Annotated in this window: 10 protein-coding genes and 1 pseudogene; all 11 read right to left on the bottom strand. The window is 40.2% G+C overall.

What is annotated here, in order from left to right; genetic code table 11:
- Positions 1 to 10: 10 nt before the first annotated feature.
- Positions 11 to 1006 carry a KpsF/GutQ family sugar-phosphate isomerase gene (locus tag GM661_RS01920; RefSeq protein ID WP_230868504.1) on the bottom strand — a complete coding sequence of 332 codons (996 nt, stop codon included), beginning with the start codon at positions 1004 to 1006 and terminating at the stop codon, positions 11 to 13.
- A 5-nt stretch (positions 1007 to 1011) separates the two neighbouring features.
- Positions 1012 to 1851, bottom strand: coding sequence for a 3-deoxy-8-phosphooctulonate synthase (kdsA, locus tag GM661_RS01915; RefSeq protein ID WP_230868503.1), 840 nt, complete (start codon positions 1849 to 1851; stop codon positions 1012 to 1014).
- A gap of 1 nt (position 1852) precedes the next feature.
- On the bottom strand, positions 1853 to 2581 hold the full coding sequence (gene kdsB / locus GM661_RS01910) for a 3-deoxy-manno-octulosonate cytidylyltransferase (RefSeq protein WP_230868502.1): 729 nt from the start codon (positions 2579 to 2581) through the stop codon (positions 1853 to 1855).
- A gap of 18 nt (positions 2582 to 2599) precedes the next feature.
- Positions 2600 to 3736 carry a tetraacyldisaccharide 4'-kinase gene (gene lpxK / locus GM661_RS01905; protein ID WP_230868501.1) on the bottom strand — a complete coding sequence of 379 codons (1137 nt, stop codon included), beginning with the start codon at positions 3734 to 3736 and terminating at the stop codon, positions 2600 to 2602.
- A 3-nt stretch (positions 3737 to 3739) separates the two neighbouring features.
- Entirely contained in the window at positions 3740 to 4396 is a 657-nt protein-coding gene (locus tag GM661_RS01900) for a lysophospholipid acyltransferase family protein (protein ID WP_230868500.1), read from the bottom strand.
- A gap of 14 nt (positions 4397 to 4410) precedes the next feature.
- A pseudogene (locus GM661_RS19065) lies at positions 4411 to 6148 on the bottom strand (ABC transporter ATP-binding protein).
- A gap of 40 nt (positions 6149 to 6188) precedes the next feature.
- Positions 6189 to 6659, bottom strand: a complete 471-nt coding sequence (locus GM661_RS01885; protein WP_125987638.1) for a HutP family protein — start codon at positions 6657 to 6659, stop codon at positions 6189 to 6191.
- Between the two features lie 146 nt (positions 6660 to 6805).
- On the bottom strand, positions 6806 to 7744 hold the full coding sequence (locus tag GM661_RS01880) for an ABC transporter substrate-binding protein (RefSeq protein WP_230868499.1): 939 nt from the start codon (positions 7742 to 7744) through the stop codon (positions 6806 to 6808).
- A 183-nt stretch (positions 7745 to 7927) separates the two neighbouring features.
- Positions 7928 to 11008, bottom strand: a complete 3081-nt coding sequence (locus GM661_RS01875) for an efflux RND transporter permease subunit (protein WP_230868498.1) — start codon at positions 11006 to 11008, stop codon at positions 7928 to 7930.
- Positions 11008 to 12522 (bottom strand): efflux RND transporter periplasmic adaptor subunit, encoded by a 1515-nt coding sequence (locus tag GM661_RS01870; protein WP_230868497.1) that lies wholly within the window; start codon positions 12520 to 12522, stop codon positions 11008 to 11010. The genes GM661_RS01875 and GM661_RS01870 overlap by 1 nt, the downstream gene beginning before the upstream one ends.
- Positions 12512 to 13834 (bottom strand): TolC family protein, encoded by a 1323-nt coding sequence (locus GM661_RS01865; RefSeq protein WP_230868496.1) that lies wholly within the window; start codon positions 13832 to 13834, stop codon positions 12512 to 12514. The genes GM661_RS01870 and GM661_RS01865 overlap by 11 nt, the downstream gene beginning before the upstream one ends.
- Between the last annotated feature and the right edge of the window lies 1 nt (position 13835).

The raw sequence follows: 13835 nt of genomic DNA, 5'->3' as shown, positions 1-13835 counted from the left end.
ATCACCTTAATCAAAATATTTTCGCCCTGAGTAAATCCTGAAAGTTCAGCATCCCCACAGGCCTACCTTCTTCAACTACAGGAAGGTCATTTATTTCTTTTTCTTCCATTACCCTAAGGGCTTCACTGGCCAGCTTATCTCCACTAATAGTGGTCGGATTACTGGTCATTACCTCAGCAACCGGTCTTTCCAGAAAACTACTTGATTTCTCCAGATGACGTCGTATATCACCATCGGTAATAATCCCTATTAATAAACCCCCTTGATCTACCACAGAGGCTGAACCCATCTTGGAATCTGTCATCGTAAATAATGTTTCCTTAACAGTAGTATTAGAACCTACAACCGGGTTTTGCCCTCTAATCTCCAGCACATCTTTTACTCTGGTTAATAACCTCCTGCCAAGATTACCACCGGGATGATAAAGAGCAAAGTCTTCAGGTGTAAAACCCCTAAGACTGGACAGGGCAATAGCCAGGGCATCACCTAGAGCCATAGCTGCTGTAGTGCTGGCAGTAGGAGCCAGTCCATGTGGACAGGCCTCTTCCTCAACACCAGAAAAAATAACTATATCAGAATACTTAGCCAGGGTGGAGTCTCTTTGACCAGTCAGTGCAACCAGATGAGCACCGATCCTTTTGATCGATGACAGCAGTGCCAATACTTCTTCTGTTTCCCCACTATTAGATATAGCTATAACAATATCTTCCTCAGTAATCATGCCCAGATCCCCATGTGATGCCTCCCCGGCATGTACAAAAAATGATGGTGACCCTGTGCTGGAAAGGGTAGCTGCTATTTTACGGGCAATCAATCCTGATTTACCAACTCCGATAAGAATAATACGCCCCTGACTTTTCAAGATTAATTTTACCAGACAGACAAATTCATCATCAATAGCCTCCTGCAGCTTTAGTATCGATTTTGCCTCTACAGCCAAAACTTCCCGGGCCTCAGCAGAAATATGCTCAACCTGTCTCTGGTCTACAGTAGGAAAATCATTCAAAATAATCACCTATCCTTTACAATTCTATTAATCGCCTGAACCTGTTGTAAAATATCCTCTAAATCATCCAAGTATACCATATTAGGGCCATCACTTAAGGCCTCTGCCGGATTATCATGTACTTCCATAAAAAGGCCATCAATCCCCACTGCCGCAGCTGCCCGGGCCAGATAGGGAACCATTTCTCTATCACCACCTGAAACCTCCCCTTGTGCAGCAGGACGCTGTACACTATGGGTAGCATCAAAAACAACAGGATATCCTATTTCCCTCATCTTCGGCAGTGAAGTCATATCAGCAAGCAGATTATTATAACCAAAACTAACCCCACGTTCAGTAAGTAATATCCTCTTACTGCCTGTACTAACTACTTTATCAACAGCCTTAGCCATATCCCATGGTGCCATAAACTGACCCTTTTTTATATTTACTATCAAATCTGTCCGGGCAGCAGCCAGTAAAAGGTCAGTCTGCCGGCAGAGAAAGGCCGGTATTTGTAGAATATCAACAACTTCAGCAGCTGGTTCAACCTGTTCTACCTGATGTATATCTGTTAAAACTGGTACTTGCAACTCTTCTTTTATCTTTTTTAGCTGTTTTAGTCCTTTTTCCAGACCAGGCCCCCTATAAGAATTGATTGAAGAACGATTAGCCTTATCAAATGAAGCCTTAAAGACATAGGGGATACTTAGAGCATCTGCTATTTCTTTAACTCTACTTGCGATCTTTAAAGACCTTTCATATCCCTCAAGAACACAGGGGCCAGCAATTAAGATCAGGGGTTTTTGTAAATCACCAAAGATTATATCCTCATTTAATTTTACCTTATTAATAGAAAATGACATACTATTCCTCTCCCTCTATTATACTCACTACCTTGTCCAGGTCATCCGGGACATCTACCCCGATTGAGTTATACTCTGTTTCAACTACCCGGATCCTATAGCCATTTTCCAGAGCCCTGAGCTGTTCTAGAGATTCACTTTTTTCAAGTGGCGCAGGCTCCAGACTGGTATATTTTAAGAGAAAATCCCTTTTATAAACATAAAGCCCAATATGTTTATAATACTTTGCTGCTTCATTTCTCTGGTAGGGTACTGGATAACGTGAAAAATAAAGGGCATCGCCCTTTAAGTCAGTTATTACCTTAACAATATTAGGGTTATCTATTTCTTCCCTGGCTGTAATCTCTTTTTTTACTGTGCTCATTTCCAGGCTGTTATCTTCCAGAAAAGGCCTGACTGCAGCCCTGACCATTTCCGGTTCTAACAAAGGTTCATCCCCCTGAACATTAACTATCAGATCACAGGACAGGTCTTTAGCAACAAAAGCAATTCTGTCTGTACCTGACTGACAGTCTGATGGTGTCATAACTGGCTTTCCACCAAAGTTTTTAACTTCATTATAAATTCTCTCATCATCTGTTGCTACTATAATATCAATTAATAATTCTCCCAACAGTTTGACCCTGTCATAAACCCGCTGAATCATGCTTTTACCCTTAATATCAATCAGGGCTTTACCTGGAAAACGGCTAGAACTATACCTGGCCGGGATTACTGCTATTATTTTCATATATTAATCCCCCTTTAATTAGACGCTGCCTACCTGAACAGCCAACTTATCTAATAAATCAGCTCCATTATTAATCTCTAATTCTATACCCAGAACAGCTAAAGAAATACCCTGAAGTTTCAAGCTGCTAATCATCTTATCCTTAAATTTAACAGCATCCTTTTCAGTTGTCAACACTAGTTTTATACCCTCTTCAGAAGCCTTACGGCCTATATAATCAAAATCATCCTCCTGGTAGCGATAGTGGTCGGGATATTCTATCATTTCAGCCACATTAAACCCATTCTTATTGAGAGTCTGATAAAAGGAAGCAGGGTTACCGAGACCTGAAAAGGCAAGTATCTTCCTGGCTGTATGGGAAACAACTGGTTCAACACTGCTTTTGCCTGCTATATCCAGGAAACGCAGATAAACCGATTTATAGACTGCCGTATAAATTAAAGAAGTTTTATTATACTTACTAATTTCTTCTTTTATTTTTTGCAGCTGACTTTCAGCTATCAAATCAGCCCTGGTAATGATAAAGATATCCCCTCGATTTAATGCTGTCAGAGGTTCCCTTAAATATCCACGGGGTAAAAGGTGACGGTTAGCAAAGGGATTTAAACCATCTATGACCACAATATCTATATCTCTGGCTAACTGCCAGTGCTGAAAAGCATCATCCAGCAGGATAAGATCAAGCTTAAATCTCTCCTGAACCAGGCGGCCTGCAGCTGCCCTTTTTTTGCCGATTGCTACTGGAAATCCCTCCATTAGTCTGCTGAGCATTAAGGCCTCATCACCAGCCTCCTCATAGGAAGCAGTTTCAACACAGCCGTCTGAGACAAGAAGTGGTCCTTCTGTTTCTGAACCATAACCCCGACTGACCACTGCTGTATTTATCCCCTTATTATTCAGACCCTCGGCCAGATATTTAACCACAGGGGTTTTACCTGTTCCACCAGCAGTAATATTACCTATACTGATAAGCACTGGCGCAAGTTTAGTCTTTTTAATAAGTCCAGAGCTATATAATATTTTACGAAAAAAGAGCAGTAATTTATAGACCTGTTCCAGAAAATTAAGAATCAACAGTAACAACTTGTCCAACAGCTTATTCCTTTTTCCATCTACTAACTCTTTTAAATAATTTTCAAGTTTTACAGCAAACAAGGTTCAATCACCAGCCCCTGTTTTTAGAATTCTTTCAGCCTTTTCCTGGGCCAGATTAATACTATCTTCCAGTATTTCAGCCCTTTTTTCTATTGTTTCATCTTCAGGTAAATAGACAGGGGCGCCGAAAGCCATTACTGCTCTTGTACCAGGTAATGGTAAAACAAGCCGATCCCAGCTGTTAACAGTTATTTTCCACCTTACAGCTACACCAATCGGAATAATCACTGCACCACCTTTTTCCTGGAGATATACTATCCCTGGCTTTACTTTATGGATAGGACCCGTAGGTCCGTCAGGTGTTATAAAACCTGAATATCCCTTTTTAATCTCCTTAATCAATTTGAGTAAAGCACGGCTGCCTCCCCGTGAGGAAGAACCCCTTATAACCCGGTAATGATATCTCTTTAAAATACGGGTCATGTATTCACCATCACGGCTGAGGCTGGATAAAACCAGATAATCACTATCTCTAAAAAAATAGGCAGGAAGCCAAAGCTTACCATGCCAGAAAGCAAATAAAATAGACTGGTCAGTACATTTTTCTGCATTCTCCCTGCCGTAAACATCCAGCCTTGTCCAGCGGCTGGAAATAATATTAAAGATGTATGCTAATACTGGTATAATCCAGAACCGAAATCTCTTCCATAAATTTCTCATTATACCTACTTCCTCTATTCTGTAAACTGTCCTTGATATAAACGGGAATAAACCCCACCACGGGCTATTAATTCATCATGAGTTCCTTTTTCTTTAATACTCCCACCTGAAACCACAATAATCTTATCCGCATTTTTGATAGTTGTTAAACGATGGGCTATGACAAAGGTAGTCCTATTCTGCATTAATCTATCAAGGGCCTCCTGTACCAGGGATTCTGACTCGGCATCCAAGGCTGAAGTGGCCTCATCAAGAATCAATATCCTGGGATTTTTTAGTATTGCCCGGGCAATAGCAATTCTCTGCCGCTGACCACCTGATAAGCCTACACCCCTTTCACCTACTAATGATTCATACTCCCTGGGGAATTTCATGATAAAATCATGAGCATTAGCTGCCCTGGCAGCAACAATTATCTCCTCATCAGATGCCTCTAAATTACCATATCTAATATTATCCTTGATTGTTCCACTAAAAAGTACAGTTTCCTGCGGTACTATACCGATAAACTTACGTAGTGAAGCAAGATTGACCTTGTTAATATCCTTACCATCAAGGTAAATAACCCCTGAATCAGGCTGGTAAAACTTAGGGATCAAATCAACCAGGGTTGTTTTGCCGGCCCCACTAGGTCCAACCAGGGCTACAATCTCCCCGGGTAAGGCCTGTAAATTAATATCACTTAAAACCTCTTCCCCTTATTATACGAAAAACTAACATCTACAAACTCCACATGTCCTTCTACACTGCTTAATACTTCAGCATCTTTTACCTCTTCTTTAAGGTGATTATGAATATCCATTGTTTCAAATACCCTCTCAGCAGCAGCTAGAGCCTTCTGCACTGTACTACTGAGTTTACTCATGGAACGTAATGGTGAAGTAATTGTTAAAAGCAGTGTAAAATAGGCTATTAAGGCTGACGGTTGCATTCTGCCCCGGAAAACCTCATAACCACCATACCACAATATAGCAGTAAAAGCCATAGCTGCTATCAATTCAATAATCGGTGTTAAAACAGCTCCATACTGGGCTGTTTTTACCTTAGCCCGGAAATTCGAATCATTTTTCTCCTGAAACCGGGAGAGCTCATAATCCTCTCGCCCAAAAGACTTAACAACCCTTACAGCTGAAAGAGTTTCCTGCAGTATATCCGAAATATCAGCTATTCTGATCTGAACATTTTTACTAACCCGCCTGATCTTTCTGTTGAATTTGGCTAACACATAGGTCATTAAAGGAATCATAACTACCAGGAGTAATGTTAACCTTACATTTAAATAAAAGAGATAAGCGATACCACCCAGCAAGGTGAGTGTCTGCTCAACCAGGGTAATAGCACTACTCACTATTGAATTTTGTAGTTTTCCTACATCATTGGTAACCCGTGATATAATCTCGCCAGTCTTATTTTTATTATAAAAACTAAGTGATAATCCCTGAAGATGGGAATACAACTCTTCCCTTATATCTTTAACTGCTTTCTGAGAGACATAAGAAATCAAATATTTCTGTCCATAATAAGAAATACCTTTAAGAAAATAGATTAAGATCATGGAAAGGGCTATCCAGTTTAATTTCTGTAAGCCTGTCCCCCCGGCTGAAATATCCGTTATAATTGTTTCAATTAGATCCTGAAAAACCTTAACAAAGAATATTGTAAAAAAGAATGGAATACCATTGACACAAGCCCGGCTGATAATCTTGTTTTATAAGGTGATAAATACCTCAAGATCCTTTTTATTAATGACAAAATAAGTCACTCCTACTATTAATACTGTATTTATTAAAGTTTAATTATTATCTATTAATCCATAATAATGAATACCCATGCCAGAGATCTCATGATCCACATCAAGTCCTGGGATACCAAGTTTACCATATAAAGCCACTGCCAGGTGTTTCCCCTTACTGACAATTCCTATCTTAATACCAGCACCAGATATACTGGTCATCGGGCTGTTGAAATCAACCATAGCCCTTTCAACACAACGGGTCAAAACACGCTGATCCTGAATAGTCTCACTAATTACTTTACCTTTAATAGCAGCGCCAAGGCAATTTCTCAATATCTTATTTTTAAAATCCTCACCTTTACCACCAGCCCTGGTAATAACAGGTTTATAACCCTCTTTTTTCAGTACATTAATAATCTGAACATCATATTTATCATCAATAATAGATAGAATAGAAGCCACCTTTCCCAGAGATTGTTCCCCTTCAATATTAATAAAGTCACTAATCTTGAAATCTGATAAATCCACTTAACTCACTCCTTATAACTTATTTATTTAAGCCCTTATAGATAACAGAGGCCGGTGTCAAGAATATTCCCTTATTTGTACAGGATTAGACTTAACTTTTATAATATTCAACAAAAAAGTAAATTTTCCTGCAAATATTTAAAAAACTATTTACCAGACCCCACCTTCTCAGCCACTTCAGGTAGAATAGCCCTGAGAAACTCCATGATAGCATCAATTATCCTGGGGGAAGGCCGGCTTACTATATCCTGATCTACTATATATACTCTACCATTTCTAACGGCTTTTATACCCTGATAATTGTCTCTATTTTTAATCTTTTCCACTGTTACTTTATGGGCCGAACTATGGGGGCTGGCTATATATACATCAGGGTCCTCAAGAATTAATACCTCCAGACTATACTGCGGCCAGGCTCCATCAGCCTTACTGCCAATATTAATTCCTCCAGCTATATTTATAATATCATCAATAAAAGTATCACTCCCTGCTGTATATAAAGGATTACTCCAGATCTCATAAAAAACCTTCGGTCTCTGCCTATCCTGGAGTTCCTTTGCCACAAGCTGCTCTATCTGGGCAAGAGAATCCGTCAGTTCAGTAGTGATAACCCAGGCAGTCTCCTGCTGGCCAGTTAACAACCCCACCTTTTTGATCAATTCAATAGATTCCTTAATATTATGGGGATCAAAACCAGCGACCTTAATCCCTAGTCGTCTCAGCTGTGTTATAGTTTCTTTTTTATTTATGGCTACAGCAAGAACCAGATCGGGTTTTAGGGAAATTATCTTTTCCACACTGGGGTCAACAATAGTGCCTATCTTTTCTTTAAGTATAGCCTCGGCCGGATAATCAGCCAGAGTAGTTACCCCCACAACCTCATCTTCTAAACCAAGGGCAAATAAGAGTTCTGTCATACTGGGGGCCAGCGAAATAATCCTCTCCGGTTTTTTATCTATTCTTATCTCCTTATCCAAATCATCAACAATAGTTACCGGAAACTCTTCAGCCAGAATCAAACCCGGCACAAACAAAACAAATAGTAAAAACAGGACCACAGCTATAGTATATCTAAAATTCAGCATAATAAACCCCACCTCCAGTCAGTTAAATATCTATCCCTTCTTATATTATAACAGTAAGAAGACAGCTTTGCCACCTGGACTTAATCAAAGTGACTACACCATCCAGATTTAAATAACGAAAAAGGTAAGGGCTTTTCCCAGAACCCTTACCCACTGATTAATTTTTATTAACTTAAACTCAAATTACGAACTCAATTTCTTTCCACCACTAAACCTATTCTTTACCCTCCTGCTAAAACCTGTTAATAGTGAATATATACTAGGCACTACATAGAGCGTCAGGAGAGTAGCTACTGACAGACCACCGATTACCACAATAGCCATTGGGGACTGTACTTCAGAGCCCTCACCCAGTCCAATAGCCATCGGCAGCATAGCCAGTATTGTTGTCAGGGCAGTCATAAAGATAGGCCGCAGACGAATTGGTCCTGCCTCCAGGATGGCCTCCCTGACAGTCATACCAGTACTGCGTAAATGATTAATATAATCTACCAGTACAATAGCATTGTTTACTACAATACCTGCCAGCATAATAATACCAATTATAGTCACCACTGAAATATTATTTCCTGTAATAACTAGGCCGAGCATAACACCAATAGCAGCCATCGGTACGGTAAACATTATTACCAGTGGATGTAATAGTGATTCAAACTGTGATGCCATTACCATATATACTAGTACCAGGGCCAGCAATAAGGCAAGGGCCAGACTGGTGAAAGATTCCTGCATTTGCTCGAATTCACCACCATAGTCCAGTTCATAGCCTGAGGGCAGCTGAAGATTCTCAGACAATCTACCCTGTATTTCACCCATTACCTCTCCCAAACTCCTACCATATAAAGAGGCACCAATCTGAGCATATCTAACCTGATTTTCCCGCAGGATTTCTTTAGGACCTTCTTCTACCTTAAAAGAAGCAATGTCTTCTAGAGGAACCAGAGCACCAGTTGATGAAGATAGCAATAATTCCCTGACCTGAGCCGGACTATCAATATCCTCTTCGGCCAATTTAACAGTTATATCATACTCTTCTCCACCAATCTCATACTGGGTAGCAACACTCCCACTGATTGCTGTATTAATTGCCTCACCTATCTGACTAACCCTGAGTCCATATTTAGAGGCAAGGGTTCTATTTATCTCAACCTGCATCTCAGGCCTTCCTTCAGAAAGACTGTCTTCAACCTCTCTTACACCCTCAAGATTTCTTATTTCATCACTTATTTGTCGAGCTAATCTCTCTAGAACGACTAAGTCATCACCTTTGACCATGATAGATATCGGTTTTCCACTGCCTCCCATTGACATACCTTCAGTCTCAATATTGATTTCAACTCCAGGGATTGATAAATCATTTCTTAAGGCCTCAATAATTTCCTGGGTTGAGCGCTCTCTTTCATTTAGGTCTACTAATTGAAGATAAAAACTGGCTGTTTCACTTTCACTACCTTCCATACCCATCATACCTGAAGAACCTACATTTACCAGCAAATTTTTGACTTCAGGAGTATCCAGGACAACTTTTTCAATCTCCCTGGCAACCCGATCAGTACTCTCCAGGGAAGAACCAAGGGGTAATTCAGCACTTATATTTATCTCTCCTGTATCAGATTCAGGGATAAACTCCGTCCCGATCATAGGAAATAATGAAATACTACCAATAAAAGCTACCAAGGTAATAACTACTATCAACCAGCGGTGTGACAGACTCCAATCTAGTGTAGAACGGTAAAACGATTTTACCCTTCCCATTCTGGAAGAATTCTGATGCCGTTCAACCTCTACTTTCTTAACCTTGAGTATCTTGGAAGACATAACTGGTATTAGTGTTAAAGATACCAGCAGCGAAGCCAGGAGAGAAAAAGCGACTGTCAGTGACAGCTCTCTAAACAACTGTGAAGCCATACCTTCCACGAAAAAGACCGGAAGAAAAACAATCACAGTAGTCAAGGTAGAAGCCAGTATAGCCATACCAACTTCCAGACTCCCTTTATGAGCTGCCTCTTTCCTGGATAAACCCTCTACCCGATAGCGAAAGATATTCTCCAGAACTACAATAGAATTATCAACCAACATTCCTACCCCCAGGGCCAATCCACCCAAGGTCATCATATTTAAAGTTAAGTCATTAAAATAAAGCAGCATAAAGGTAGTAATTACTGAAACCGGAATTGCTGTGGCGATAATTAAGGTACTCCTGATATTCCTCAGAAAGAGGAACAAAACCAGTACAGCCAGCACTCCCCCATAAATAGCACTGGTGGTCACATTACTGATAGAATCCTCAATATATTCTGCCTGATCCATAATCGGTATTATTTTTATATCATTATTTATTTCTCCCTGTAATTTAACGATTTCTTGATTGACAAGCCTTGATACATTAACAGTATTAGCATCAGTCTGTTTCTGTATCATAATACCCATACTCGTTTTCCTGTTAAGCCGGGTCATGCTTTCAACCTCTTTAAAAGTATCTTTAACTTCAGCAATGTCTGCCAGCGGTACATTTGCCCCGGTAGCAGTTGGAATCTCTACAGCTTTTATCTCATCAATAGATTTGAATTTCCCCGTTACCCTGACCAGTAATTTATCACTCCCGCGCGAGACATTACCACCAGACATATTAAGGTTTTCTGACATCAGGGTATTTTTAACACTGGAAAAATCTATATTATAGTTATTTAGTTTGTTCCTATTGAGACTAATTAATATTTCCCGTTCTAAACCCCCTATTAAACTAACAGAGGCAACCCCTTCCAGGCGTTCCAGGCGAGGAGACACCCTGTCTTCAAGCAAGGTCTTTAATTCGGCCAGGTCAAGGTCTGCAGTAACACCTAATTGCATAATAGGCATCATCGAAGGGTCAAATTTGATGATTATCGGGTCATCAACATCATCAGGCAGCATCCCCTCTACCATATCGACATTCTCTCTCAAGTCCATAGTTGCTGTATCCATATCTGTACCCCAGTCAAACTCGGCAATTATTTGTGAGCTGCCTTTAGACGAACTGGAGCTGATTGTTTTTATATTGGTAACAGTTGAGACAGCACTCTCAAGCGGTTTAGTTACCATATTCTCTATCTCTTCTGGACCTACCCCACTATAACTGGTAATAATCGCTGCCCCTGGATAGGTAATTTCCGGGAAAAGATCTATATTGATCATAGTAAAACTAACTACTCCCAGTAATACTGCCAGTAGCACCATCATTGTGGTTGTCACCGGTCTTTTAATAGCCAAATCTGAAAGTTTCATTAATCTACCACCTCAACCAGATCACCATTTTGTAAGGAATTCTGTCCCTGGATAACCAGGATATCTTCTGGAGATATACCATCTATAACTTCAAGTTCATTAGCATTTATAATACCAATCTCTATCTCTTTTTTGACCACCTTGTCACCATCAACCGCAAAAACATAGGGGTTACCATCAAGGTCAAGTACTGCATTTATGGGGATAACCACAGTATTTTCAGCCCTATTCAGGATAAAACTTACATCAGCAAACATACCCCCATATATTTTATTATCTTCATTATCAAGTAATATTTTTACTGGATAGGCCTGAGCCTGCTGATCGATAACTGGACTAATATTAGTAATCTCTCCCTGGCTTATTCCATCTTTAAAGGCCAGGAGGTCAACACTTACCTGGTCACCTACCTTAATCCTGGTCAGGGTATCAGCATTAACATTTACTTTAACATAAACCTGGTCAAGGTCTACCAGATTTATTACTGGAGTGCCTGCACCAAGCATTTCACCGACCTCAACATTAACAGCAGATATTATACCCTGGTTAGGGCTTTTTACCACACTATTCTCAAACTGGATTCGGGCAAGTTCTAATGAGGCCTGTGACTGTTTCAAACTAGCCCGGGCTGATCTCCGCTCTTCTTCACGGGCCCCTTTTTTTACCTTAGCCAGGTTGGCTTCAGCTGTCTGGAGGTTAGCCCTGGCAACTTCAAGCTGGGTACGAGCATTATCAAGCTGTTGTTTGAGGGAATGTGGATTTTGATAAACATCCTCTACTATCTGATAACTCTCCAGGGCACCATTATAATTAATCTGCGCCTGTTCTTTACCCAATTCAGCTGTTTTCAAAGCTGATTGAGCATTTTTATACTGGGTCTCTACCCCCTCAAATTCCTTCCGGGTTATAGCCCCTTCATTATATAATGTCTTCATTCTTTCATAATCAGTACTGGCTTGATTATAAGCAACCCTGGCCTGATTTAACTGCTCATCGGCAATAGATAATTGTTTCCGGCCACTCTCTAACTGGGTATTTGAACTGGTCAGCTGTTGTTTATAATCACTCTTATCATGATAAATAGATTCGATTATTTCCAGTCCGGTTTTAGCCCCTTCAAATGAGGCCATTGCACTCTGATATGAAGCCTCAACCTGGGCTATTTCCTCTGGAGTAGCCCCATTTTCAAGCATATCCAGATTCGCTTGAGCCAGTTCTACAGCAGCTTCAGCCTGTTTTAACTGGGCTTTTAAATTATCTTGATCAAAAACAATTAAAGACTGGCCTTTTTTAACAAAATCCCCAACTTCAACATTCACCTCATCTATAATACCACCTATTTCAGGGGATATCTGGATACTTTTATAAGGCTCAATCTTTCCATTGACAACCTTTATTTCAGCAAGGTCCTTTAGTTCTGCCTCTACAACCCTGACTGGTATACTCTGTGCTAAACTGACAGTATTAATAAGTAAGACGATAAGTATTGTAAATATCCCTATTTTATTTTTCATTAGTGATTACCTCCTCACAATAGCCCGTAAGTTGACCCGTCTTCTGCAGTAATTCAAAAAGGTCTAACTGGTATTGATATTCTGCCTGCATTTTACCTATCTTGGTCTGTTTCAGGGTGGTTTGAGCATTCATTACATCTATATTTGTCCCTACACCCTCCTGATACCTCATCTCTTCCAACCTTAGATTCTCACGGGCCTTATCAAGATTTAATTCCTTTAGTTCAATTCCGGCTCGATTTTCCCGGGCAGTAAGTATTTTACTCTCAATATCTAATCTAATTAATTCCTTTAAATCGCTTTTAGACTCCTCTAATCTACTAAGTTCTTTTTGATATTTCTTCTCAGTTGTACTTGATTTACCACCGTCAAAGATAGAGAGAGAACCTGACAGACTAATACTCCAGCTGCCGTCATCAAATTCCAGCTCACTACCCTGCCAGCTGTAATTACCAGCAAGTGCCAGCCTGGGCAGGTGACTCCTTTCTTCCATCTCTATATTGGTCTCTACTATCTCTTTATTAACTGTTATCATATTTAGTTCAGGCCTCTTCTCCAGGGCTAACTGGTAAAGTCTTTCTAAATCAAGCTCTACTGCTGCCTGTATATCTGGACTAACAAGCTGAAAATCCTGCTCATCCCTGCCGATTAAATTAGCCAGATTCTTGCTGGCTAAATGGAGTTGATTACGGGCGTTCTGCAGACTTTGTTCTGATTCACCCTCTTTGATCTCGATCTGTAACACATCTGTTTTCAAAGCCACTCCCTCTTTAAAACTGCTCTGGACAATCCTTTTATGTTCTTTTACTACTTTCAGGGCCTCTTCTTCTATTTCCACCCTTTCAGCAGCCATTAAAACATTATAATAGGCCTCAATAATATTATAAAGAATCTCACTTATCTCCTGTTCGGTCTGCAGACCGGCCAGGGTCAAACCCTTTTCAGCCTGTTTAATACCAAGGCCTATCTGGCCACCTGAATATATGGTCTGCTGTAGTGTTAACTGGGTATTATAACTATTTTGGGAACCCTCACTAGGTTTAAGAGTAGTAAAATCTAATTCCGGTGGAGCCTCTTCCAGCCTAGTATAGGAACTCTTTAGATCCAGTGTTGGGTACCAGTTTCTTTCAGCCAGTTCCAGATCATACTCAGATTTCTCCACCTCCAGATGGCTCTGCTTGATATTGGAGTTGTTTTCCAGTCCAGCACGCAAGGCCTCTTTCAATGTCAAACTATCAAGGGCCAGTACTGAGCCGGTATAAAGAACAAGCAGACTGACTATACAGATAAAAACTACCTTTATATCCTTCACT

Origin of the sequence: Iocasia fonsfrigidae (genome assembly GCF_017751145.1) — a bacterium.
Classification (GTDB): Bacteria; Bacillota; Halanaerobiia; order Halanaerobiales; family DTU029; genus Iocasia; species Iocasia fonsfrigidae.
The sequence above is the reverse complement of the archived record's forward strand: the minus strand, read 5'-3'. Positions and strand labels throughout refer to the sequence as shown.

Bases quoted from the DNA above. Each gene is read 5' to 3' on its own strand.
- kdsA (WP_230868503.1), bottom strand. From the start codon at position 1,851: ATGTCATTTTCTATTAATAAGGTAAAATTAAATGAGGATATAATCTTT.
- kdsB (WP_230868502.1), bottom strand. From the start codon at position 2,581: ATGAAAATAATAGCAGTAATCCCGGCCAGGTATAGTTCTAGCCGTTTT.
- GM661_RS01900 (WP_230868500.1), bottom strand. From the start codon at position 4,396: ATGAGAAATTTATGGAAGAGATTTCGGTTCTGGATTATACCAGTATTA.
- GM661_RS01880 (WP_230868499.1), bottom strand. From the start codon at position 7,744: ATGCTGAATTTTAGATATACTATAGCTGTGGTCCTGTTTTTACTATTT.
- GM661_RS01875 (WP_230868498.1), bottom strand. From the start codon at position 11,008: ATGAAACTTTCAGATTTGGCTATTAAAAGACCGGTGACAACCACAATG.
- GM661_RS01870 (WP_230868497.1), bottom strand. From the start codon at position 12,522: ATGAAAAATAAAATAGGGATATTTACAATACTTATCGTCTTACTTATT.